The sequence below is a fragment of the Paenarthrobacter sp. FR1 genome, assembly GCF_051106045.1.
GTDB classification, from domain to species: domain Bacteria; phylum Actinomycetota; class Actinomycetes; order Actinomycetales; family Micrococcaceae; genus Arthrobacter; species Arthrobacter nitroguajacolicus_A.
Genome location: NZ_JBPFSF010000002.1, coordinates 93398 through 118400, shown reverse-complemented (window position 1 = coordinate 118400; position 25003 = coordinate 93398). Strand labels below are relative to the sequence as shown.

The following is a 25003-nucleotide window of genomic DNA, read 5'->3' as shown; positions in this document are numbered from 1 at the left end:
CTTACCTTGTTTGGCTTACCTAAGCATCTGAATATCCACAGCTCCGCTGCTCTGCGGAGACCGTCCCGGCCTAGCTGCCATCGCGCAAGTCGGCCGGAGGTTCGTCCTTCAATTCGATGGTGTCGAACCGGGCTTCGCAGCTCTGCCCCATGGGCGCCTGCGACATGAAACCTACGTGCACCGGCTTCTCCGTAGCCAACCTGAACAAGCGGACGAAGGACCATTCCCGGCCGTCGGCGGACGAGTGGAACGCCCACGCGGAACCCACCCTGCTCACGCGCAGGTAGACCCAGGGCGCAGTCCACACGGGTCCGTTCGCATCGTCGGAATACTGGTTGGTCACCACGCTGACCACCATGGCCTCCCCCTGCGGCGAGTACTCAAAGCACAGTTTGGCCCAGTGCTCGCTGTCCGCCCACAAAGTCAACACACCGGCGTCGAACGTTGTCCGTGGTGAGGCCACCAGAACCCGGGCCGAGAGCGAGAAAGCCGCTGGAGCGCGGAAGCCCAGCGCCGTGGCCCCGTGCTGCGGTTCTCCACCGAGGGAGTCATTGGTCCAATCGACGCCGGGCGCTGCCGTGAGCGTCAGGGTTCCCTCGGCGTCGTCATAGCTCGCGTGACCGGGGGACGCCGTCCACTCCAAAGGCGGGAGTCCTGCTATGTCGGGAATCAATCCGTGCTCCGTTCGTCGTCGCTTACTCGTCCAGAACACGCTTTCAGAGGTTGCCCCGGATGTGCGGGAGGCCACACCGGGGCACCCGTCAATGCATTCCGAACTGGTACGCGGCCGGCACCGGCTCGTCAGGACACACCTCTTGCCACAGCGCCGCTATGGCGTCCTCGCCCTCTCGAAGGTCCGGAACCTCCACACCGGCCTTCAGGATCGTGGCTGCTTCACCGGGGTTTCCGGTTCGTGCCAGCGCCAGCGCCTTCAGGAAACGCAAACGTCCGACGGCGGCACCATCCGTGGGTGCCGACTCCGCCAGTTCCAGAGCCATGGCGGGGTCACCGTGGCGGATGCTGAGCGTCACGGCCTCCGTGAGCAGTGCTGTGTTGGAGGAGTCGGCCTCGACGCCCCTGCGGAGTTCAGCCAGTCCTTCTGCGTCCTTCGCGGCGGCGAGCAAGGCCAGCGCCAGCCCGCGGTGCGCAAGAGCCTTGACGCCGGGAACTGTCTCGGCGGCAGCAAGGACCTGGCGGTACAACTCCTTGGCACCATCCAGGTCCTGCCGGGCATGCTTCATGGTGGCCAGCTGGAACTTGGCCCCCGGGCTGTCCTGCCCCGCCAGCAACTCCTCCCAATCCGCCCCCATGACGAAGCTGGGCGCGCCGTCGAACGCTTTTCCCTGCAGCAGGCCAAGCCACGGCTCCTGCTCCCCCGTGAGGCTTTCGTCCACGAAGGGAGTTCCACTTTCGTCCACCCAGCCATGGCCGCTTTTCTGCCGCCGCGCGCGCTCAACAACGCCCCAGCCGCTTCCGCGCAGCAGCATTTTCGACGGCGGTACGTCGGCGTTGGTGATGGCTTCCGGCAGCATCGCCTCAAGATCCTCGTGGGGCAGGAGCGCTTCCAAACGCTCACTGGCATGGGCCACTGCGGCCTCCCAGTCGGTGCTGTGCGAGGTTGCGGGATCCAGGTGTCCGTTGCCGTACGCCTCCACCCACGCCCATTCCGCTCCGGCGGGCATGGCGAGGTGTTCGAACTGGGTTTGGGCGAGGCCTGCCTGGATTTCAGCGTAAGGACCGGCGCCGGGGCTCAGCCATTCCTGCCATCGTTTGCCGCCCTGACCTTGGCCCCACACGAAGAGCTTCTTTCCCCGCAGGAGTCCCGTGGACAGCATCGCCAACCCGTCGCCGTCGTCGTCTGCTGCCACGACCCAGCGGCGCTCGGAAGGGTCGATGTCGAAGAAGAAGTCCGCCGCGTGCGGGCTGTTGACCGGCCAGGTGCCGTCATAGCCTTCGTGGGCGGTGGGCCTGACGCGGGTGATATCGGTGGTGTAATCGCTGCCGTAGGCCTCGTCCGCCGGGGCGATGACGCGGGTGCGGTCGGTCTCCGGGATGGCCGCGTTGCTCCACCAGTACATCGGAACGTCGTGGTCATTGGGGTTCCGGATCCGCACCGCAGCGAACACCACGGGCGAGTCCGCTGGGAGCCAGATGTCCACTTGGAACACCACTTCGCGGAGCCGTTCGAACTCCCACACCCGCAGGATGTGCTTGCCATCGGGGGTATGGACGATCGCGCTGTGCAGGGGATCGCAACTGGTGGGCGAATGGCCGCGGGTACCGATGTTCCATTCCAAGCCGCCCGCGAACCAGGCCTTTCGCAGCGCGATGTTCGCCAATTGCGGGGCATCGTGGGTGTGGAGGAGCTGCTTACCTGTCGCTTTGTCGAGCAGCTCCCAGATGCGGCCGCCCAGCGATGGAATGACCGTCACCTTGATTTTGCTGTTTTCAAGCACGACGGCGGGCAGTTCCCTGGGTGCCGCCTCACGGCTGTAACCGTCCTGCATCAGGTACGGGTACACGTTGGGCACCACACCGTACCGTGCTGAGGCCTGGAGGTCTTCAGGCACGCCCTCGCCCACGGTGTAGGGCTGGTCGAGTTCCGCCGCGACCACCGGCAAGGGGTTCAACGGACCGAGGTCAGCCATGGTCAGGGAGATAGTGGTGACGGTGAGGGTGGAGGTTGCTGTGTCTGCCACGTCAGTATCCGATCGTGAGAAGGAGGCCGCGCTGCGGCTCAATGGTGATGGCTTCGCCCGGCGCGTAGCTGCGGGCTGACTGGAAGCCGTGGATCGCCGGAGCTTTGGTTACGGCACCCGTGGCGGCAGCACCGGCGTCGAAATCCAGGGTCACATGCTCAGTTTGCTCGGCCCACGAAGCCAGCGCTACAACCATTCCCCGGTCCGTCAGCCACGTGGTGGCCCGGACGTCCGGGTGGCTTACCGTAACTGGCCCGTGGGGGTCCCAGAACCCACGCATGTGGGCCTGTTCCAGGCCATGCCGGGCCCAGAACTCCCAGAGCGGACGGTTATCCACTGCAGGCGCCCTGCCGGTCATACCGAACACCATTCCGCGCCACGGGTTGCCACCGCCCTCCAGCATCTCGCCCATGAGGCCGAAGGGAATGCCGGACAACTCCACCAGCCAATAGTCGGGATCGGTGGTGTCGTAGTCGAAGTATTCCCCCAGCCATAGCCTGTCCACATACGGCAACTGCTCCATGTACAGATTGGCCGATGACGCGTATCCGTCGTGGGCCGTGAACTGGTTCGCGGAGTGGAGGTCAATCTCCGGGCCCTCCACTCCCCTCTCCCTGCAGGCCCTTTCCAGGACCTTGCGGACGCGCGCCATGGCGTGCCGGTCATAGGCGATGTCGTCCAGGTAGATGCCGTCAATGCCATCCTCGCCCTTGGCCAGTTCCGCCAGGCTCCGCACATAGAAGTTCTCCCACCGTGACTCGCCCGTGGTCACCACGGCGATGTCCTCCACGTTCGGGGCGAACCATGCGGAGACGTAACCACGTCCGGCGTGCTCCTGCAGCCAGATGTGGCCTGCTCCGGGACCATCGCTGAAGATCTCGTGGTCCAAGTGCAACAGCGGCAGCAACTCCGGGCTGTGGAACGTGAGCTCGCGGACCGTGTTGTAAATCTTGGCTTTGAGTCCGTTTCGATGGCACCCCGCAACGTACTCCCTCAGCGATTCGTGGGTCAGCAGGGGGTCATTGATGTAGGGCGCGGGAGCCGTGGCGTGGTGGACGTTGACCACAGTGGCTCCCGCGGCTTTGATATGTGCCGGGTTGGCGGGCTCGTGGAAGTAACGTTTGGACAGATGCTTTCCGGGTTCGATCGGTTTGAACGGCGTCAGCAGCAGACGGAAATTGAAGTCGTGCGGCTTACCTTCCTTGAGGGTACGGGCACCGCTGAACGCGCGGACAGATACGCTCCCCTCGGCAGTCCGAAGGGTGACACCGCCTCGGACCGTGCTTTCGCTGCCGTCCTCCTGCCGGTTGGCCCACGACACCGGCTCCACCAGCGGTTTCTCCCTGTAGAAGTTGGTGTTGAGGGGGCGTTCGTAGCTGCCGTCCCTCAGGGCTAACTGAACCCCGGCATTGACGCCTCCCAGCCACAGCGCGTCCTGGTTCTTCGACGACACCTCCCAGGTCCAGTCCAGGCTTTCCGGCCGCCGACCGCCCGGGACACCCAACCCCATGGCGAGCGGAACCGCAGCCTCGTGGAAACCAAGCTGCAGGCCGACGTCGTTCACGTCCAAAGTGTCCTCCGGCGTCAGGCGCAGGGCGTACGTGACTGCGCCGTCGGCGTCGAGAACGCCGTTCAGTTCCAGCGCTACCGGAGTCTTGCCATCCGTCCGACCTGCCCAATGGCAGCGCCAAGTAACCCGGCCCGGACCGTCCACGGTGAACTCGATCGGCGAAAACTCCCAGCCGACCCCGTCTATTTCCAGGCTCACTGGAGCGTCAAGCAGCTCGACGGCGGGACCATCCGTTGACGTCATAGCGGCAGTGAACGTGGACGTCACCTGAGCCGGAAGCCCCGATTCCGAGAGCCGGAGGGACCTGCCGAGAATCGCCAAAGACCGGTTTGGTACATCCACCGTGACGGCCGTGAAGGGTGCTACGAGCTCCGTGTCCTGGGCCATCGGCGAATCCAGCCATGCGAGGCGCCGCAGCAGACGTGGGTCGCCGAAATCTCCCGACAGGATCGTCGAATCTGATTCCGGGGCCACGTCCAGCGTGACCGCGACGTTTTGGGCGTGGCACCCGGCCGCTTCGATGGTCAGGACCGCGGAAAGAGTGGTTCCCGCTGCATCCTTGGGAACGGGAAGGATCACGTACAGGGCTTGTACCTCCCCCGCCGGTACAGCCAGCGTCCTGTGCCAAGGCGCGCCATGACGGTCCACGCCGTGGGTATTGATGCAGTGCCCGCCGGCCGGGGATCTCACCTCCACGGTGACGCCCTCCAGGTCCTCCTGTGCGTAGAGCCCCAGTTGGACCACGTAGTCTTCCCCGGCGTGAGCCTGCGCTTGGAAGGTACCGGCCGGTCCGTTGATCACCCAGTGCGCCGGCAGGTCCCCACGCATGGAGATGGGATTGAGCCGGTCCTCCGGGAACACCAGGAAGGCTTCGCCCGCATGACCGCTGCGGAGCCGCTCCAACTCGTCCGTGCGGGCCGTGAAGTTCATCGGCGCGAAGGAGTCACGCTCACTGGCGGCCTCGTAGCGGAGGACGCTGGCGTGGGGCAACTCGGGTTGCTCTTCGGGCGCCCAGGCAGAGCGCACGACGGCGGCCGCCCAGGCCGGCTCCGCGGCCAGACGACGCGGGAGGTACTGGGCTTGGGGATAGTGGGGTTTACCCAGCATCGCGTAGGGCAGGTAGTAGGCGAAATAGATGCCCGCACCGTCGATGGCTTCGAACACCAAGGTTCCAGACTCCCGGGTTGCCTGTTCCACCACGACGTTCCGGACCCTCAATGCCGTTTTTTCCGAAACAACGATGACCTCCACCGCTGACGGGTCTTTGTCCTGCCGACGCCATGGCAGGACCACCCTGTGGGCCGGGGCAGCACCGGTGCTTCCAGCATGGACTTCCATGACGAACCGGTGATTTCCCAACAGCAGTTTGTCCCACGTCCCGGTTCCGCATTCCACCTCCGGGTGGCCAATGCCGGGTTTGCCATGGGAGGTGGTTACTGGCGGGGAAATGGTGGCCGATGAAACCGGCGAGGGCAGCGGCATCGCTGGGACTCCTGAAGGTAGCTTCCGGGGCTTTTCACCGAGTTGGTGAATCCTTACATCATCCCGGTGTTACTTGGAATCGTAAAGGGTCATTACGATGCGTACTCACTGGCATTTTCGGTCCATTCACTGGACAGCGGGGCTAGTGAGAGGTGGCCAGATTCAGCGCGTTGACTTTTGCCTTGGCCGCGCGCACAACGTCGCGGTCGGTGACGGTGTACGCCGTGGGGTCGGCACCATCGTGGGCGCCAAGGGAAATAGCCCCGTCGCCGAGGGTGGAGATGGTCTTCTTGGCAGAAAGGTGCACGGCGGACAGGCCTGCTGCATGCATTGCCGGGATGTCGTCCAATGACAGTCCCCCGCCTGCCATGATTTCCAGGGCACCGCCGGCCCTTTCCACCATCTCGGACAGGGTTTCCAGTCCAGCGCCCGCGGTGGCTTGGTGACCCGAAGTGAGGACCCTTGTAAAGCCGAGGTCCAGTAGTTCATCCAATGCCGCGAACGGATCACGGGACTGGTCGATCGCTCGATGAAACGTCAACTGGGCGTCCGCGTTGGTCTCCCGGGCTGAATCCACAAGGCGCTTCACGGCCCGCACATCCACGTCGCCGGACGCAGTGAGGGCTCCGATCACCACGCCGTGCGCCCCTTGGGCCAGCAGGTGGCGGATTTCGTGGACCATGGTGTCCACGTCGGAGGCCGAGTACCGGAAATCACCGGGCCTGGAACGAATCAGCGGATGGATTTCCAGTCGGCCGTCAACGTGCTCCTTGCTGGCTTCCATCAACCCTTGGCTGGGCGTGATTCCGCCCAGCTCAAGGCTGCTGCACAGTTCAATACGGTTGGCTCCCTCAGCGGCGGCCGTACCGGCACCGGCAGCGCTGACCACGGCGATTTCAAGTTTCATGCTGAAACTCTACGCGGAGTTTTTGTACAGGTAATGCCCCTAAGATGGCTCCTTGAGGGCATCACCTGTACAAAAACTCGTCAGGCTTGGTGGCGCCCGAGCTTTTCCTTTTGTTCCGGGGTGAGCCTGAGCACCCGCCCGCTGGCCTCGGCGACGAAAGCCAAGTGAGTGGTGGCTTTGACGCAGTCCTCCCGCGTGACGGGGTCCTTGATGACGTAGTGGAGATCGAAGCTTGCGCCTTTGACAGCGCCCACCCAGATCTCTACGACCGCCGGAACGTTCCGGTATTCCAGTGTCCGGACATACCGGACCTTATGCTCCACCACCAGGGTCATGGTGCCCTCTTCAACGTCGTTGAAAAGGGCCGCCGGTGGCTCCACGCCGGGAAGGCCAGCACCGCGGGGTGGCCCGAAGGCTGCGATGCGGGCTTCCTCGAGCATGCGCACAATCTGAACATTGTTGATGTGTCCGTAGGCGTCCATGTCACCCCAGCGCATGGGTACGAGGACCTCTATGCGCTGGGGTGTCATGGAATCCTGGGCATTCACACCGGCACCCAGTGAATCCGTGCTCAGCTGTGCACCGCCGTCGAATCGTCCACAGCAGTCTCTTCCTCACCAGCGAACTGGGACATGTACAACCGGTAATACGCGCCCTGGAGCGTGAGCAGGTGGGCGTGGTTGCCCTGTTCCACGATCTTGCCGTTTTCCATTACCAGGATGGTGTCGGCGTCCCGGATGGTGGAGAGGCGGTGGGCGATCACAAAGCTCGTCCGGTCCGTGCGGAGGGCAGCCATGGCCTTCTGCAGCAACAGTTCGGTACGGGTGTCCACGGAGCTCGTGGCCTCGTCCAGGATCAACAGCGACGGATCGGAAACGAAGGCACGGGCGATGGTGATGAGCTGCTTCTCACCTGCGCTGACGTTGTTGCCTTCTTCGTCAATGATCGTCTGGTAACCGTCAGGAAGGGCACGTACGAAGCGGTCCACGTAGGTGGCCTTGGCCGCCTCCATGATCTGCTCTTCGGTGGCGTCCAGCTTGCCGTACTTGATGTTGTCGTAGATGGTCCCGCCGAAGAGCCAGGCATCCTGCAACACCATGCCCACCTTGGATCGCAGCTCTGAACGGCTGAGGTCCTTGATGTCCACGCCGTCAAGCGTGATCCGTCCGGCATTGAGTTCGTAGAAGCGCATCACCAGGTTCACCAGGGTGGTCTTGCCGGCACCCGTGGGCCCGACGATGGCCACCGTATGGCCCGGTTCCGCGCTGAAGGACAGGTCCTCGATAAGCGGTTTGTCCTCTACGTAGCTGAACGAGACGTGCTCGAACTCAACGTGGCCATCGGTCTTTGAGGGCAGGTGGCGCGTACCGGTCTCTTCCACCTCTTCATCAGCATCAAGGAACTCGAAGACGCGCTCAGCGGAGGCCACACCGGACTGAAGCATGTTTGCCATGCCCGCGATCTGGCCCAGCGGCTGGGTGAACTCACGAGAGTACTGGATGAACGCCGTGGCATCGCCCAGGCTCATGGAACCCGAAGCAACGCGCAGACCACCCACAACGGCGATGCCCACGTAGGACAGGTACGACACAAAGTTCATGGCCGGGAAGATCACGCCGGAAACGAACTGTGCGCCGAACGATGCTTTGTACAGTTCGTCGTTCTTCTCGTCGAACCGTTCCAGCATGTCGGCGTCGCGGCCGAACACCTTCACAAGATCGTGGCCGGAGAACGATTCCTCGATCTGGCCGTTGAGTGCGCCGGTGTTCTTCCACTGCGCCGCGAAGAGCTTCTGGCTGCGGGCACCGATGACGCCTGCCACAATCCCGGACAACGGCAGGGCGATCAAAGCGATCAGTGCCAATTCCCAGGACACGATGAACATCATGACCGTAATACCCAGGACAGTGAGCACGGAGCTGACCAACTGGGAGAAAGCCTGCTGGAGGCCTTGCTGGACGTTATCGACATCGTTGGTTACTCGGGACAGAATGTCGCCGCGCTGGCGGGTGTCGAAGTAGTTCAACGGAAGCCGGTTGAGCTTCGCCTGGACATCATCACGAAGCTTTTTGATGACGCGCATGACGATCCTGTTGAGCAACCAACCTTGGGCCCACAGGAAGATGTTCGCCACGAAGTACATCAGGAGCACGATCGAAATCAGGAACGTCAGCTTGGGGAAGTCGATTCCGTTGGTGAGTTCCATCTTGGACACCATGTCCGCGAAGTTGCCCTGGCCCTGCTGGCGCATGAGCTCCACGAACTGTTCCTGGGAAACACCGGGCGGGATCTGCCTGCCCACGACACCACCGAAGATGACGTCCATGGCACTGCCCAGGACCTTGGGCGCGATGACGTTGAGGACCACCGAGACCACGACGAGGCCGATCACGATGTACACGCCAACGCTCTCGGGCTTCAGCAGGCCCATCAGGCGCTTGGCCGAAGGCCAGAAAGCCTTGGCTTTCTTGGCAGGGACGTCTCCGAACATGCCGCCGTCGGCTTCAGAGGGGACGTACTCCTCCTCGACGAATTCGTCGTCATCGAGCGCTTCGGTTGCCACCTCGGCCTCGGCCGTTGCCTTGGCATCCTTGGCGGCTTCTGCCTTGGCAGCCCAGCCGCGTTTCTTTTGCTGGTTCTGCTCGCTCATGCCACTTCCTCCACGCTCAGCTGGGATTCAACGATTTCCTGGTACGTGGGTGACGTCTCCAGCAGTTCGTCATGCGTTCCCCGGTCAACGATGCGGCCGTTGTCCAGGACAAGGATTTCGTCAGCATCGGCAATGGTGGAGACACGCTGGGCCACGATGATGACCGTGGCATCCTTGGTCTTCCCCTTCAGGGCCTTCCGGAGCCGGGCGTCGGTAGCCACGTCCAGTGCCGAGAAGGAATCGTCAAACAAGTACACGTTCGGCTTGGTCACCAAAGCCCGGGCGATGGAAAGCCGCTGGCGCTGTCCACCGGAGACATTGGTGCCGCCCTGGGCGATCCGCCGGTTCAGGCCGGACGACTTCTCTTCCACGAACCCCTTGGCCTGCGCGGTCTCCAGCGCATCCCACAGTTCTTCGTCCGTGGCGTCGGGCTTGCCGAAGCGCAGGTTGTGCTCGATGGTCCCGGAGAACAGGTACGGCTTCTGCGGAACAGCGGAGACCCGGCTGGTGATTTCCGATGCGTCCATCTCGGTGACAGGCACGCCGTCGAGCAGGACGTCACCGGAGGCGACATCGTAAAGTCGCGGCAGCAGGGACACCAGGGTGGTCTTGCCGGCACCGGTGGAACCGATGATGGCAAGGGTCTTGCCGGGCTCGGCAGTGAAGGAGATGTTGCTCAGCACCGGCGCCTCAGCACCCGGGTACTTGAAGGTGACGTCGCGGAATTCGACGCGTCCCTTCTTCTCCGCCGGCACCACCGGTGAGGTGGGGTTGTGAATGGAAGGCTCGACGTCGAGTACCTCGCCGATGCGGTCGGCACAGACGGAGGCGCGGGGAATCATCATGGCCATGAAGGTGCCCATCATGACGGCCATCAGGATCTGGAGCAGGTACTGCAGGAAGGCCGTGAGGGCGCCCACCTGCATGTCGCCGGAGTCCACGCGCTGCCCGCCGAACCACAGCACGGCAGCCGTGGACAGGTGCAGGATCATTCCGATTGCCGGGAACATCAGGACAAACAGGTTGCCGATCTTCACGGAGACGGCGGTGAGGTCTTCGTTGGCGTCGCCGAAGCGCTTGGCTTCGTGGGGCTCACGCACAAAGGCGCGGACCACGCGGATACCAATGATCTGCTCGCGCAGCACGCCGTTGATGGCGTCGATCTTGGTCTGCATGGAGCGGAAGAGCGGCATGAGACGGACTACGAGGTAGCCAACCACGGCCACGAGGACAGGCACGGAGACCCAGACAAGCCAGGAAAGATTCAGGTCTTCACGGAGGGCCATGATGATGCCGCCCACGCACATGATGGGCGTTGAAACCATGAAGTTAAGGCCCATGAGTACCAGCATCTGCACCTGCTGGACATCGTTGGTGCCGCGGGTGATCAGGGTGGGGGCGCCAAAGCGGTTGACGTCCTGCGCTGAGAAGCTGCTGACCTGCCGGTAGACGCTGCGGCGCAGGTCCCGTCCGATGGCCATGGCAACGCGGGAGCCGAAGTACACGGCGATGATGGCGGTGAGCACCTGTCCAAGGGCGACAGCGAGCATGAGTGCACCGGTCTGCCAAATGAAGTCGGTGTCTCCGCGGGACACTCCTTCATCAATGATTTTGGCGTTCAGGCTGGGGAGGTAGAGCGTGGCGATGGTGGACGCCAACTGAAAAATCAGCACGGCCACAATCTGCGGCAAATACGGCTTGGAATAGCGCCGTATAAGGGTGACAAGCATGCCCACGGGTCCTTAGAAAGAGTGCGTGAATGAGTTAAGAGAAGTTTCGCAGCAGGGGCTGACAGTATTAGCCTCCCTACTCTACGAAATCCGTTGCCCTGGCGAAACAACTTAAGGAAAAGATCATCCCAGCGGAGTATTTCCCGTGTCGCGGCTGCTTTCCCTGGTGCAGGAACACGCCGACACACAGCAAAGCGCCGGTTGGAATCCCAACCGGCGCTTCACCGTCCACGGACTTAGCCGGCGTGCTTGCCGTGGTCCGGGCGGGCTTCAACTCCTTGGAGAAGCAGCAACGCCATCCGTTCCTGCTGCCGACGTTCGCGCTTGAGTTCCTTGCGGATCGCCGCAAGTTCCTCAGCCGTGCTGGCCTGCTGCTCCGCGATGGTCTGCTGCTCCCGCAACCGCGCTTGCAGTTCCACGTTGGCCCGGCTGAGCTGCAACTGCTGTTCGGCCAGGACGTATTGGGTACGGGACAACTGCTCCTGCACTTCCTTCACGTCAGCGGTGGCGTGCGGGCGCTCCTGGGTAAGGATCCGGGCAAACTCAAGATCCAGGTCGGATCCGGAGTCCTGGTTCGGAACCTGACGTTCTGCCCCGGCGACGCTGCGTTCGGCACCCAGGCGGCTGCCGCCGTCGTCCACTTTCACTGCGTCCAGGGACGCGGTGTCCAGAGGCATTCCGGCATCTCCCGAGGCCGTGGCCATCAGTTCCTTCTCAGGAGCGGCATCCACGGTACGGCGCAGGGGACGTTCCTTGATGAAAAGCACGGCCAGTAGTGCAACCACGCTGATGATCGCCGAGATCAGGAAGATCTGCGCGGTGGCGTCACCGTAGGCGGCGCGCATGATGTCGGCAATGGGTGCGGGCATGTCAGCGAGATCCATGCTGGCTCCGGAGGCGCCGCCTTGAACCGGGATACCAGCTGCAGCCATTCCTTCAACCGCGAGGTCCTTCACGTGGTTGGACATGATGGCACCGAGCACGGAGACACCGATCGCTCCACCCACCGAGCGGAAGAACGCCACGGAAGCACTCGCGGTTCCGATGTCCTTTGCCTGGACCGTGTTCTGCACGGCCAGCACCAGGTTCTGCATCAGCATGCCGAGGCCGAGGCCGAACACGCCGGTGTAGATGGCAACGATCCACAGTTCAGTGGTGTGGTCCATGGTTCCGGCGAACGCGAGCCCACCAATGAGGAGGACTGAGCCTGCGATCAGGAACCTCTTCCACTTACCGAAGCGGCTGATCAGGATGCCCGACGCCACGGAACCGATGAGGTTGCCCGCGATCATCGGCAGCGTCAGCAGGCCGGCCTCGGTGGGGGTGGCCCCCCGGGCCACCTGGAAGTACTGGCCCAGGAAGGTGGACGAACCGAACATGGCGATACCAACAGCTACCGACGCAACGATGGCCAGTGCTGTGGTGCGCTCGGAGATGATCTTCAGCGGGATGATGGGCTGGGCCACCTTGGTTTCCACGAAGACCAGGAGGGCCAGCAGCGCGACGCCGCCACCCACCATGAGGGCCGACTGCCATGAGAACCAGTCGTAGTAATCCGGGTTGCCGGCGAAGGAAACCCAGATCAGGAGCAGGCTCACACCGGAGGTCAGCAGGATGGAACCGAGCCAGTCGATCTTGGCCGGGCGCTTGATGTGCTGGATCTTCAGGGTCACTTGGAGAAGGATGAGCGCAACGACGGCCAGCGGCACGCAGACGAAGAAGGTCCAGCGCCAGCCGAGCGGGCTGTCAACGATGAAGCCGCCGAGCAGCGGGCCACCGGCTGTACCAACGGCCATCACGGCACCCATGTAACCGGAATACTTGCCGCGGTCGCGCGGCGGAATCATGGACCCGATAATCGCCTGTGCCAAGGCTGTGAGGCCACCCATGGCAATACCTTGGATGACGCGTGCGGTCAGCAGCAGCGGAATGGTTTCGGACAAGCCTGCCATAACGGAGCCGGCCACGAAGATGATGATGCTCAGCTGGACCAGGAGCTTCTTGTCGAAGAGGTCCGCGAGCTTGCCCCAGATGGGCGTGGTGGCAGCGTTCGCCAACAAGGCTGCCGTGATGACCCAGGCGAAGTCGGTTTGCGTGCCCTTGAGTTCGGACATGATGGTGGGCAGCGCATTGGCCACGATCGTGCTGCTGAGGATCGCCGTGAAGAACGCCGCAAGGAGGCCTGTGAGGGCTTCCATGATCTGCCGGTGGGTCATGGGCGCGGCGGCCCTGTTAACTGAGGCGTCCACCGCCTTCGGGTGTTGTACTGCTGGTGTAGCCATGCGTGGGCTCCTAAGCTGTCTGGTTTGTTGTGATGGAGCCGGCCGCCGTTGCCCGGATTGAGTCCTTGAGGGACACAGTGAGTTTGTTGATGACCTGGGAGGCCTCGAGGGCGTCGGCCTCGCTCCAATCCGCCAGGTAATCCCGCAGTCTCACGCTGCGTTGTTCTTCGAATTCGCGCAGTTTCGCTGCCCCTTCATCCGTCAAGGCCAGGAGTTGAGCCCTCCCGTCCGCGGGGTCCGGCCGCCTGACCACAAAGCCAAGCTCTTCGAGTTCAGTGATGTGCCTGCTGAGGACCGGAGCGCTGACACCCAGCCGTGTGGCCAAATGTGTGGCGCGGGTCTCCCCCTCGCCGATGAATCGCATCACTCCCTGCACAGCCATTCCGACGTCGGGAACGCGGGCCATGTGGGCGGTCACCACGCAGCGCAGGGTGCGCTGGAGGTCGAAGATTTGATGCACAAGATCAGTTGCCGTGGCAGAACCGACGGACATGGAAAACACCCCTCTTTTTGTTTGCCTAAAGCAACTATAACGCAGATTGATTGCTTTGGGAAACTAAAGAAGGGTCAGGGTGTCTCCCGAGTCAGTTCCCGGGCAGCCGCAATGACCTCCTCAACGCGTCGAGGCCTCCTCACTCCGGGCGGAACCACTGCCACCAGCTTGTTCTCCGGCAATTTGTCCTCGATGGGAACCAGCGCCACGTTTGCCCCCGTGTACAGCGATTCGATCCCGGGCCACACGTTTGTCACCGAGTAAGCCCGACCACTGGCCACAATGCCGCGAATCGTCTGGGCCACCACGCTCCGCCACCGCACTTTCGGCTCTATCCCCGCGGAGTGGAACATCGCAATGACCCGCTCCGCACTGGGAGGAACGTCAAACAAAACAACGTCCTCTTCGGCGAGGTCGGCAAATCTCAGCGACGCCCTGCCTGCCAGTGGATGGTCCGCGGAGAGCATGAACTGCGGCCGGGATGCGGCCACCGTGACAACTTCGACGCCGGGCAGTGCCTGGAGGGAATAGATGAACGCGATGTCCAGCTCCCCCTCCCCCACGGCCCGCTGCAGTTGCTCCGCATTTCCTTCCACGAAGTCGAGCTCCACCTCGGGCCACATCGCGGCGAAGAGCCGTATCAGTTCGGGGATCAGCCGGGGCGAGATCGCGATCATGCACCCGATCGATACTCGGCCGCGCATCTCATCATGGGACCCATGGAGTGCGCCCTGCAGCTCGGCCGTTTCCCTCAGGATCCGGCGGGCTCGAACACCCAATTCCACGCCTGCCGGGGTGGGCTCCACGCGCTTGGCCCGCGTTCGGATCAGCAAATCGAGGCCGAGGCTTTTTTCCAATTGGGCGACGGCCATGGAGGCAGCAGCCTGGGAGATATTGCTCTCGCTGGCCGCTTTGGTCAGTGATCCGTGATCCAGGACGGCCACAAAGTACTCCAGTTGCCTCAGCGTGAACTCACCCATCAGTTCTCCTTATGAACTTCTTTGAATTGATTGATTATACAAGTGAAGTGCTGCGGACCACACTGGAAGAAAGCCAATCCCGACCAAGGAGCACCATGACGCCGACGTCATCCCTCACACCCCACATCGTCACCCTGGGCACAGCCGGTGGACCTCGATGGTGGGCGGCGGCAGACAGCGGCGAGCGTACCGGCATCGCAACCGCCGTAGTGGTCGGGGATGCCTTCTACCTGGTTGATTTCGGCCAAGGTGCCGGACGCCGCCTGAGCCAGTCCGGGCTGCAACTCAAGGACCTGCGAGCGCTCTTCATCACCCATCTGCATTCGGACCACGTGTACGACCTCGCTGGACTGGGGATCTTCGGGCTTTACGCCCTCAGTGACCGCACAGAGAATCCCGTCCGCATCCTTGGCCCGGGTAACCGTGGCGACCTGCCCGCGGTCTCGCCCCGCGCCGTCGTCGAGCCCCAACCGCTGGCGCCGGAGAATCCGACGCCGGGCACGCGCCAAATGTTCGAACAGCTCATGAAGGCGCACGCGACCGACCTCAACGACCGCATCCTTGACAGCCTCCGGCCCAACCCGCTGGACATCTTCAAGGCTGAGGACATCCGGATTCCCGACGAAACCGGCTACCACCCCAACAACAACCCGACGCCGGACATGGAGCCGTTCGAGGTTTACCGTGACGAACTGGTGACCGTAACGGCCATCCTGGTGGAGCACCCTCCCGTGGCCCCGGCTTTCGCCTTCCGTTTTGACACCGCCGAGGGTTCAGTGACGATCTCCGGCGACACCGCCTACACGCAGAACATGATCACGTTGGCGCAGGACACCGACCTCCTCCTGCATGAAGCGATCGATTTCGGCTGGGTGGAGTCGCTGTACGCAGACAAGACGGATGAATCCAGCCGGGCCTCCCGGGACCACCATTACAAGTCCCACACGAGTGTCCGGGATGCTGCCAAATTGGCGGAAGCGGCAGGCGTCGGCCACCTCGCCCTGCACCACCTTGTCCCCGGTTCCGCCTCCGCAGCCGTGTGGGAGGAAGCCGGAGAACACTTCACAGGAAAGTTCACCGTCCCGAACGATCTGGACACCATCAACTTCGCCCGTCAGCGCTGACGAGGCCCGAAACAACCGAGGAAGCATATGAGCTCAGCACCAACAGCCGCGGACAAAGGCGCCGTGGCCACTGCGGAACCGTCCCTGAACACCAAGGACATGCGGCGCATTCTTGCCTCCAGCTTCGTGGGCAGCGCCATCGAGTATTACGATTTTGTCCTGTACGCCACAGCGGCGAGCCTGGTCTTCAACAAGGTCTTTTTCGCCAATCTTGGCCCCGGATTCGATCTGTTCGCCTCGTTTGTCACCCTCGCCGTGGGTTACCTTGCCAGGCCCTTGGGCGGGCTCATCTTCGGGCACTTCGGCGATCGCCTGGGCCGCAAGAAGATGTTGGTCCTGTCCATGTTGATCATGGGACTCGGTACCACCGCGATCGGGCTGCTTCCTCCCACGGCCCAGATTGGCATGGCCGCACCGATTGCGCTGGTGGTACTCCGGCTGGTCCAAGGCGTTGCGGTCGGCGGAGAGTGGGGCGGCGCCGCACTCATGGCCATCGAGCATGCTCCCAAGAAGCACCGCGGCTTCGCAGCCGCCTTCGCCAACGCCGGCGGACCGGCGGGCGCCATCCTTGGCACGCTCGCCTTGTCCTTGTTCGCCGCCGTTTCCGGCGATGACTTCCTGGTGTGGGGCTGGCGGGTACCCTTCCTGCTGAGCGCCTTGCTCATTGTGGTTGGCATGGTGATCCGTTTGAAGGTGGCCGAGACTCCTTCGTTCCAGCGCCTTGAGGCTGCGGGCGAAAAGCGCCGGGTGCCCTTGCTGGATGTCCTGAAGAACAACCCCAAGGCTGTGGTCCTGGGCTTGCTGGCCACTACTTCTTTCTACGTCTGCCAGTCGATGACCACGGTGTGGGGTGTTTCCGTAGCTGTTGAAAGCGGCGCGGACAAGAACGGTGTCCTGAACATCAAGGCCCTCGCTGCACTGTTGACCTTGGTGATCTGCTTCTACTCCGCCCGCCTCAGCGACCGGATCGGTCGCGGTCGTGTCCTTATGGGCGCATCACTCATGGGGGCCGTGCTGGTTTACCCGATTTTGGTGCTGATGACCAACGGGGAACTGTGGGGCTTTGCCATGGCCATCATCCTGGGCAATGGCCTGGTCCAGGGATTCCTGTATGGACCCATTGCCGCGTATGTTGCCGAGCAGTTCCCTACCCGCAACCGCTACACCGGCGCATCCTTGGCGTACCAGGGAGCTTCCATGATCGGTGCCGGCTTCACGCCCATGATCGTCGCCGGACTGAGCCTCGCCGCCGGCGGAGGATTGTGGTTGATCGCCATCTTCTGGATTGTTGCGCTCTTGGCCTCGACCGTCGCCGTGAGGCTCACACCGGAAGGTACCCAACGAGAGCTCGACTAAGGCCCTGAAAGCAGTCAGCCCTCGCACGGTCTTCCGTGCGGGGGCTGACTGCTTTTGATCTAGTCCAGGTGCGTTGGGCCGAACATCTTGAGCAGCGTTTCAACCACGACGACGTTGGGTCCGTCCGCTTCGAAGGACGCCTTGAGTGCGTCCCCCACTTCCTCGGGGGCGACCCGGCGGGCCGGGACACCAAAGGATTCAGCGAGCTTCACGAAGTCCGGGCGGGCGAGTTCGGTGGCCGTGGCCTTGCCGAAAGCACCCACCATGTATTCGCGCAGGATGCCGTAGCCGCCGTCGTCCACGATCAGCCAGGTGACCGGGACGTTGTGCTGCTTTGCGGTGGCGAGTTCGGAGATGGAGTACATGGAGGAACCGTCACCGGAAACTGCGAGCACTCTGCCGGGCTTTCCGGTGGTTTCCAATCCCACGGCGCCGCCGATCGCCGCCGGGAAGCCGTAGCCGAGGCCGCCGGCTCCCTGGGCTGAGTGGAACTGGCCCTGCCGGGCGTCCCAGCAGCTCCAGCCCCAGTACGCGGAGATGGTCATGTCCCAGAACGTCTGCATGTCAGCCGGGACAGCCTCGCGGATGTCGGCCATGAACTTCAGTTCCTTGGCGAGGTCCTGTGACTCCAGGCGGTCCTTGACCTTGGCCAGGGAGTCCTTGACCAGGTCCTCCGGAGTGGTGCCGTGCCAGGACCGTGTCACTGTGTCCGCGGCACCTGCTGCTGCGAGGGCTTCGTCCAAGGCTGCGAGTGCCTGTCCGGCGTCGGCACGGATGCCCAGGCCCGGCCGGTTGGACTCAAGGACACGGGGTTCGGCATCGATCTGGATGATCCGACCCCGCGGTTCGAAGGTGAAGTAGTTGGAGGTCACCTCACCCAGGGACGATCCGATCACGATCAGGACGTCGGCGTCTTCGAGGACATCGGTCATATACCGGTCCTCGATCCACGACTGCAGGGAAAGCTCGTGCGTCCACGGGAACGCGCCGTTTCCACCGGGAGTGCAAATAACCGGCGCGCGCAGCTGCTCTGCAATCGAGAGCAGCGACTTCTCGGCCCGGCCACGGCGGGTACCGCCGCCTGCGATGATCGCCGGACGTTCCGCCGTCGAAAGCCACTTCACGGCCTCGCGGATCAGCTCGACACGCGGGGGGTTGTCGAATGCTTCGGCGAGGGCGTCTTCAACCGGCGGGACCATGATGGGATCCAGCAGGACGTTCTGCGGGATTTCGATCCACACCGGGCCTTGCGGCGAGGAGATAGCTTCGGTCCAGGCGTCCTGGATGGCCGACGGGATGCCCGAGGCGTGCTGGATCAGCCGCTGGCTCTTGGTGACGTTCGCGGCCGAAGCCTTCTGGTCATCAAGCTGGTGCAACATGCCCTTGCGGCGGGCACCCAGGCCATCGAGCGGGATCTGGCTGGCGACAACCACCATGGGAACACCCGTAGCGTAAGCCTCCTGCAAACCCGCCAGGGACGTCAGCGCACCGGGACCGGTGGACAGGAACAGAACCCCCACCTCGCCGGTGGCGCGCGAGTAGCCGTCGGCTGCGAAGGCCGAGTTGTTCTCCACACGGGAGGAAACGAAGTGCAGGTTGCCGCGACCCATGGCATCGAAGAGACCCAGGGCGTGCTGGCCCGGGATACCGAAGACGGTCTTCGCGCCCAGCGCTTCAAGGGTCTCGACGACGAGGTCCCCGCCGTTGCGCTGGTTGGTCCCTTTGGTGGGGGCTGCTGTGCCGGGATCGAAATCGATCATCGCCGGTCTCCGATTGCCTGTGCGACTTCCTGGATGCGGGCACCGAGGGCCTGCTGAGCGTAGCCGTTCGGGGCGCCGAGACGGTCGCCTTCCACGGCGTTGTCTGCCATGAGGGTCACCAGTTCGTAGGCCACGTGGCTGCCTGCGACGCCGGTGATTTCGGCGTGGTCGTAGGCCGGGGCGACTTCCACCACGTCCGCGCCCACGAGGTTCATGCCGCGGAAGCCACGGATGATCTCCAGGAGTTCACGGCTGGTGATGCCGCCGGCTTCGGGGGTGCCGGTGCCGGGCGCGTGGGCCGGATCCAGGACGTCGATGTCCACCGAGATGTACAGCGGGCGGTTGCCGATGCGGTCACGAATCTTCGCCACCGTCTCCAGGACGCCCTGGTAGTAGACGTCAGCGGAGGTGACGATTCCGAAGCCGAAGCGGTGGTCGTCGTCGAGGTCTTTCTTGCCGTACAGCGGACCGCGGGTACCTACGTGGCTGATGGCTTCCGTATCCAGGATGCCCTCTTCGACTGCCCGGCGGAACGGGGTGCCGTGCGTGTACTCGGCGCCGAAGTAGGTGTCCCAGGTGTCCAGGTGGGCGTCAAAGTGGAGCATGGCGATGGGTTCACCGGCGCGCTCAGCTGCAGCGCGGAGCAGCGGAAGGGCAATGGTGTGGTCGCCACCGAGGGTGACCAGCTTGCTGCCGTTGGCCGTAAGATCCAGCGCGTTCTGCTGAATGGTCTCAATGGCCTCATTGATGTTGAACGGGTTCACGGCCATGTCGCCGGCGTCGGCCACCTGGATGTTCTCGAACGGGCTGACATCCCAGGCCGGGTTGTACGGGCGCAGCAGACGGCTGGCCTCACGCACGTGGTTTGCGCCGAAGCGGGCGCCGGGACGGTACGAAACGCCGGAGTCGAAGGGGACGCCCACTACCGTGACGTCGGCCCTGGAGACCTGGTCCAGACGGGGCAGCCGGGCGTACGTGGCGGCACCGGCGTAGCGCGGGATGCGGGACGAGTCGATGGGGCCGAGGTTCCCGTTGGCTTCAATACGGAGCTCTTCCAAAATGTGCCACTCCTTAACATCATTGGGGGATTGGATCACTAGCTGTGACACCCATCATACACTCGAAGTTGTCTAATATGCATCACCTGTTTACAAGTATGGTTTGAGGTTCCGCGCATGAGATGCCGGTCACAGCAGGCGTAAAGATTCCATAAAAACCGGGGTCCCGGCGTCGAAAGCCGCCATACGCTCCTTGCGGAAGCAGTACCGTGCTGCGCGAAAGGACACCGTGACCACCCTGTCGAGGCCTCCGGCCGACCCGGCCAACCGGCCAAAGAATTCTTTCAAGCTCAAACCTTGGTTGCTGGAAGGAATGCCGGACACTTCAGGCAAGAGGCAAGGTCCCCACGGACGCCCCTCGGACTCCCACAAACCGCAGGCGTGGTGGAAAGTCATGTGCTTGACCGGGCTGGACTACTTCTCCACACTCGGATACCAACCCGCCATCGCAGCGCTAGCGGCAGGCCTGTTGTCTCCCCTGGCCACGCTGCTGCTGGTGATCGTCACGCTCGCCGGCGCCTTGCCGGTCTACCGCCGGGTGGCCAAGGAGAGCCCTCGCGGCGAAGGCTCCATCGCCATGCTGGAACGACTGCTTCCGCGCTGGGGCGGCAAACTCTTTGTTCTTGCCCTCCTGGGTTTCGCTGCTACCGACTTCATGATCACCATGACGCTCTCCGCAGCCGACGCCACCGCCCACGTCATTGAAAACCCCTTCGCTCCCCACTTCCTGGAAGGCCAACAGGTAGTCATCACCCTGGCCCTGATCGCAGGCCTGGGCATCGTGTTCCTTCGCGGCTTCAAGGAGGCCATCAATGTGGCCGTTGTGCTGGTTGGTGCCTTCCTTGCATTGAACCTCGTGGTGGTGGTGGTATCCGTCAGCCACCTGTTCACTGAAGCCCGCGTCATCTCCGACTGGTGGACCGCACTCACCACCTCCTACGGCGACCCTTTCCTCATGGTCGCTGTGGCACTCATCGTCTTCCCGCGACTGGCCCTTGGCCTTTCTGGCTTCGAGACGGGCGTGGCGGTCATGCCCCAAATCAAAGGCCACCCCTCAGATACGGACGCCAACCCTGCGGGACGCATCAAGGGCGCCCACAAGCTCCTGACCACCGCAGCCATCATCATGAGTTCCTTCCTCATCACTTCAAGCTTCGCCACGGTGATGCTGATCCCCGCCGCAGAATTCCAATCAGGCGGTAAAGCAGAGGGCCGCGCGCTCGCCTACCTGGCGCACCAGTTCCTGGGCGATGGATTCGGCACGGTCTATGACATCAGCACCATTGCCATCCTGTGGTTCGCCGGCGCTTCTGCCATGGCTGGCCTCCTGAACCTCGTCCCGAGGTATCTGCCCCGTTACGGTATGGCACCCGCGTGGGCCCGCGCCTTGCGACCCTTGGTCCTCGTCTTCACAGTCATAGCCTTTGCCATCACCATCATCTTCCAGGCCGATGTCACCGCCCAGAGCGGCGCCTATGCCACAGGCGTGCTTGTCCTGATCACTTCGGCATCGATCGCCGTAACCCTTTCAGCACGCCGGAAGAAGCAAAGGAAGCAGGTCCTTGCCTTCGGCCTTGTCTCGGTCGTGTTCATCTTCACCACTGTGGTCAATTCCATCGAGCGACCGGACGGCCTCAAGATCGCTGGGCTCTTCATCCTCGGGATCATGGTGGTCAGCTTCATCTCGCGCATGGGAAGAGCCTTCGAACTGAGGGCCACGCACATCAAGATGGACCAGAAAGCTTTGGAATTCACGGCGGACAACACGGACGGTCCGGTCCGGATCATCGCCCATGAGCCTAAACACCTCAGTGCCAGCCGCTACCGGGAGAAGCTGCAGCACGCCCAGCAGGCCAACCACTTGCCCGTGGACTGCGATGCCGTGTTCATCGAGATCATCGTGGACGACAGCTCAGACTTTGAGCAGGAACTCCACGTAGTGGGCAAGCTCAGGCATGGTTTCAAGATCCTGGAAGTGCACAGCAATAACGTGCCGAACACCTTGGCCGCAGTTCTCCTCCACATCCGCGACGTCACTGGCTTCATGCCGCACATCTACTTCCGTTGGACCGAAGGCAACCCGATTTCGAACCTGAGCCGCTTCCTGTTCTTCGGCGAAGGGGAGATCGCACCCGTCACCCGCGAAGTGCTCCGGGAAGCCGAACCCGACATCACCCGGCGCCCTTGGGTCCACGTGGGCTGATACCCTGCGCGAAGTGACAGATAATGCCGATGTTTCCTCGAAACATCGGCATTATCTGTCACTTCGGCGGGGCAAATTACCGGCTCGCTGCGGGCACCAGCACCCAGAGCACCTCTACGGTTTCATCCGTGGGGTTGATCCAGGTATGGGGTTCACGCCCCGGGAAGGAAAGGGTGTCCCCCTCCTCAAGGTCATACTCCTCGTTGGTCAAGATGAGCTTGATGCGGCCCTTCACGACGTGCAGGACGTCTACATCGCAATCCACGGCGTAGAGCTCGTTCTCACCACGGCCCCGGGGCTCGATGGTGGCCTGGAGGATCTGCAGGCGACGCTCCGAGCGCGCGGTCAACAATCGCTCCACAATGCCTTGGCCACCCAAGGAAATGCGGGGGCCGTCGTCACGCTTGGTCAGGTGAGTCTCAGGTGCAGCAAACAAGTCGCCCACCGAAACGGACAGGACCTGGCACAGAGTGACCAACGAGGCGACCGACGGCGATGTCAGGTCCCTCTCGACACGGCTGAGGAAGCCTTTGGTCAGCCCGGTAGCGTCCGCCACTTGCTCGATGGTGAGGCGCTGCGCCTGCCGGGCCGCGCGGATTCTGGAACCGATGGCAACGGGAACATTGCTCGGTTCAACGGGGAGAGCCTTCATTCACGAACCTTTCAGGCCTGTCATGTGGCCCTGTCATTGGAGCAATAGTAGCCGGGAGACAGGCCAACAGGGCCAGAATCCGCCGAACCATGACCAAAGCGCCTTGACTGTTACTCCGATCACAACATATCCTCATAGGCAACAAGTGTTGTCTGTGAGGCACACAACACATCCCCAATCTCCAATCATCAGCACAGAGACTTCGACGCTTCGCAGGAGTATCGTCGAAACCCCCAACCTCCGTGCATCAGCTCCAAGGACCGTTCATGGAATCTTCGGCTATTAACATCGCAATCGTGGTGGTGTACCTGCTCGCCATGCTGGCATTCGGCTGGTGGGGCAAGTCCCGCACCAAGAACAACAGCGACTTCCTGGTGGCCGGCCGCCGCCTGGGACCGTTCCTCTACACCGGAACCATGGCTGCAGTGGTCCTCGGTGGAGCATCCACCGTGGGCGGCGTAGGCCTCGGTTATAAGTTCGGCATTTCAGGCATGTGGCTGGTTGTGGCCATCGGATCCGGTGTGCTGCTCCTTAGCCTCCTGTTTGCCGGGACCATTCAGAAACTTAAGATCTACACCGTCTCGCAGATGCTGACCCTTCGCTATGGCAGCACGGCAACGCAGACCTCGGGCATCGTCATGCTGGCCTACACGCTGATGCTGTGCGCCACCTCCACGGGCGCCTACGCCACCATCTTCGTGGTCCTCTTCGGCTGGGAGCGCTGGCTCGCCATCGCGATCGGCGGCGCGATCGTCCTGGTCTACTCCACCATTGGCGGCATGTGGTCCATCACCCTGGCCGACCAGGTCCAGTTCGTCATCAAGACCGTTGGTATCTTCTTCCTGATGCTCCCGTTCGCCCTGAACGCTGCCGGTGGCCTGGACGGTATCCGCGCCCGCGTCGACGAAAGCTTCTTTGACATTGGCGGCATCGGCCTCCAGACGATCATCACCTACTTCGTGGTGTACACGCTTGGCCTCCTGATCGGCCAGGACATTTGGCAGCGTGTCTTCACCGCCAAGACCCCCACCGTTGCCCGTTGGGGTGGCGCTACTGCAGGCGTCTACTGCATCCTCTACGGTTTCGCCGGTGCGCTGATCGGCATGGCCGCCAGCGTTGCCCTCTCCGGTGTCGAGATCGCTGCGAAGGACGACGTGTACGCAGAGGTTGCTACCCGCCTCCTGCCCATCGGCATCGGCGGCCTGGTGCTCGCAGCTGCGGTCGCCGCCATGATGTCCACGGCTTCCGGCGCGCTCATTGCTGCCGCCACGGTGGCCCGTGCAGACGTCATGCCCTTCGTTGCCAGCTGGTTCGGCAAGAAGGTGGACACGTCCGATTCCGACAACCCGGAGCACGACGTCAAGGCCAACCGCTACTGGGTCCTGGGACTGGGGATCGTGGCCATCATCATCGCCATCTCCACCAAGGACGTTGTGGCCGCGTTGACCATCGCCTACGACATCCTGGTGGGTGGCCTGCTGGTAGCCATCATCGGCGGCCTGGTGTGGAAGCGCGGAACAGGCATCGCCGCAGCATGGTCCATGGCGGCCGGTTCAGTGATAACCCTCGGCACCATGATCATCCTCGAGATCAATGCCGAGGTTCCCCTCGACGGCATCTACGCCAACGAGCCCATCTACTTCGGTTTGATCGCTTCGGCGTTGGTGTACATTGTGGTCTCGCTGGCGAGCAAGCCCACCGATCCGGCAGTCATGAAGGCTTGGACCGACCGCGTGGCCGGCACCCGCGTGGCTGAGGAAGAGCTCACCACACCCGCCTCCTAGTCGGGTATCAAGAACCGAGCAATGGTCGACGGCGGCGCTCCCCCTTTCCGGGGCAGCGCCGCCGTTGCGCTGTTTCCGGCAACGAAACGATGTATCCGACAAGGATGTGTCGGGTAAGGCAATGTCGGGTAGGGTGGTGCCAGCTTCAAGAGATGTGGTGCCAAGCTCCGACTGGCCACACACCAACCCCATGTTCACGGGTGGTTCGGATGAGGAAGCGGCCCGCCCCGGACCAGAGACAACCGAGCGGGCAAGAGCACTCTCCCAAGGAGC

The 25003-nt window shown here is 62.9% G+C and carries 17 protein-coding genes and 1 riboswitch; of the genes, 4 read left to right on the top strand and 13 right to left on the bottom strand.

Annotated elements, in window-relative coordinates:
* Positions 1–70 precede the first annotated feature (70 nt).
* From ACR30Z_RS05210 to ACR30Z_RS05165, 10 genes are all read right to left on the bottom strand, one after another.
* The gene (locus ACR30Z_RS05210) at positions 71–673 is read right to left on the bottom strand and encodes a DUF1349 domain-containing protein (RefSeq protein WP_434371450.1); all 603 of its coding nucleotides are present in this window, start codon (positions 671–673) and stop codon (positions 71–73) included.
* 88 nt (positions 674–761) lie between these two features.
* Positions 762–2699, bottom strand: a complete 1938-nt coding sequence (locus ACR30Z_RS05205) for a DUF5107 domain-containing protein (protein ID WP_434371449.1) — start codon at positions 2697–2699, stop codon at positions 762–764.
* Position 2700: 1 nt separating this feature from the next.
* Entirely contained in the window at positions 2701–5751 is a 3051-nt protein-coding gene (locus ACR30Z_RS05200) for a glycoside hydrolase domain-containing protein (RefSeq protein WP_434371448.1), read from the bottom strand.
* A 142-nt stretch (positions 5752–5893) separates the two neighbouring features.
* Positions 5894–6658 carry a copper homeostasis protein CutC gene (locus ACR30Z_RS05195; RefSeq protein WP_434371447.1) on the bottom strand — a complete coding sequence of 255 codons (765 nt, stop codon included), beginning with the start codon at positions 6656–6658 and terminating at the stop codon, positions 5894–5896.
* Positions 6659–6738: 80 nt separating this feature from the next.
* Positions 6739–7155: an acyl-CoA thioesterase gene (locus tag ACR30Z_RS05190; RefSeq protein ID WP_434371740.1), complete on the bottom strand. Its 417-nt coding sequence runs from the start codon at positions 7153–7155 to the stop codon at positions 6739–6741.
* A gap of 74 nt (positions 7156–7229) precedes the next feature.
* The gene (locus ACR30Z_RS05185) at positions 7230–9308 is read right to left on the bottom strand and encodes an ABC transporter ATP-binding protein (RefSeq protein WP_434371446.1); all 2079 of its coding nucleotides are present in this window, start codon (positions 9306–9308) and stop codon (positions 7230–7232) included.
* Positions 9305–11038, bottom strand: a complete 1734-nt coding sequence (locus tag ACR30Z_RS05180; RefSeq protein ID WP_144647979.1) for an ABC transporter ATP-binding protein — start codon at positions 11036–11038, stop codon at positions 9305–9307. Before ACR30Z_RS05180 ends, ACR30Z_RS05185 begins: the two co-directional genes overlap by 4 nt.
* A 236-nt stretch (positions 11039–11274) precedes the next feature.
* Positions 11275–13320: an MFS transporter gene (locus ACR30Z_RS05175; RefSeq protein ID WP_144647980.1), complete on the bottom strand. Its 2046-nt coding sequence runs from the start codon at positions 13318–13320 to the stop codon at positions 11275–11277.
* 10 nt (positions 13321–13330) lie between these two features.
* Positions 13331–13813 carry a MarR family winged helix-turn-helix transcriptional regulator gene (locus tag ACR30Z_RS05170; RefSeq protein ID WP_144647981.1) on the bottom strand — a complete coding sequence of 161 codons (483 nt, stop codon included), beginning with the start codon at positions 13811–13813 and terminating at the stop codon, positions 13331–13333.
* Between the two features lie 74 nt (positions 13814–13887).
* Positions 13888–14793, bottom strand: coding sequence for a LysR family transcriptional regulator (locus tag ACR30Z_RS05165; protein WP_434371445.1), 906 nt, complete (start codon positions 14791–14793; stop codon positions 13888–13890).
* Between the two features lie 95 nt (positions 14794–14888).
* On the opposite strand from ACR30Z_RS05165, the gene ACR30Z_RS05160 reads away from it, so the two are divergent.
* Together ACR30Z_RS05160 and ACR30Z_RS05155 are read left to right on the top strand one after the other, a co-directional pair.
* Entirely contained in the window at positions 14889–15917 is a 1029-nt protein-coding gene (locus ACR30Z_RS05160) for an MBL fold metallo-hydrolase (RefSeq protein WP_434371444.1), read from the top strand.
* Positions 15918–15944: 27 nt separating this feature from the next.
* Positions 15945–17273: an MFS transporter gene (locus ACR30Z_RS05155; protein WP_434371443.1), complete on the top strand. Its 1329-nt coding sequence runs from the start codon at positions 15945–15947 to the stop codon at positions 17271–17273.
* 59 nt (positions 17274–17332) lie between these two features.
* On the opposite strand, the gene ACR30Z_RS05150 is transcribed toward ACR30Z_RS05155, so the two are convergent.
* Together ACR30Z_RS05150 and speB are read right to left on the bottom strand one after the other, a co-directional pair.
* Positions 17333–19033, bottom strand: coding sequence for a thiamine pyrophosphate-binding protein (locus tag ACR30Z_RS05150; protein WP_434371442.1), 1701 nt, complete (start codon positions 19031–19033; stop codon positions 17333–17335).
* Complete coding sequence (speB, locus tag ACR30Z_RS05145) at positions 19030–20091, bottom strand: agmatinase (RefSeq protein ID WP_434371441.1); 1062 nt, start codon at positions 20089–20091, stop codon at positions 19030–19032. The genes ACR30Z_RS05150 and speB overlap by 4 nt, the downstream gene beginning before the upstream one ends.
* A 229-nt stretch (positions 20092–20320) precedes the next feature.
* Between speB and ACR30Z_RS05140 the strand changes: the two genes are divergently transcribed.
* Positions 20321–22294, top strand: a complete 1974-nt coding sequence (locus tag ACR30Z_RS05140; protein ID WP_434371440.1) for an amino acid transporter — start codon at positions 20321–20323, stop codon at positions 22292–22294.
* A 76-nt stretch (positions 22295–22370) separates the two neighbouring features.
* Here ACR30Z_RS05140 and ACR30Z_RS05135 read toward each other — a convergent pair whose 3' ends face one another.
* Positions 22371–22946, bottom strand: coding sequence for a helix-turn-helix domain-containing protein (locus tag ACR30Z_RS05135; protein WP_024819844.1), 576 nt, complete (start codon positions 22944–22946; stop codon positions 22371–22373).
* Between the two features lie 266 nt (positions 22947–23212).
* Between ACR30Z_RS05135 and ACR30Z_RS05130 the strand changes: the two genes are divergently transcribed.
* Positions 23213–24730: a sodium:solute symporter gene (locus ACR30Z_RS05130; protein WP_434371439.1), complete on the top strand. Its 1518-nt coding sequence runs from the start codon at positions 23213–23215 to the stop codon at positions 24728–24730.
* Positions 24731–24873: 143 nt separating this feature from the next.
* A riboswitch (SAM riboswitch) is annotated at positions 24874–24993 on the top strand.
* The last annotated feature ends 10 nt before the right edge of the window (positions 24994–25003 follow it).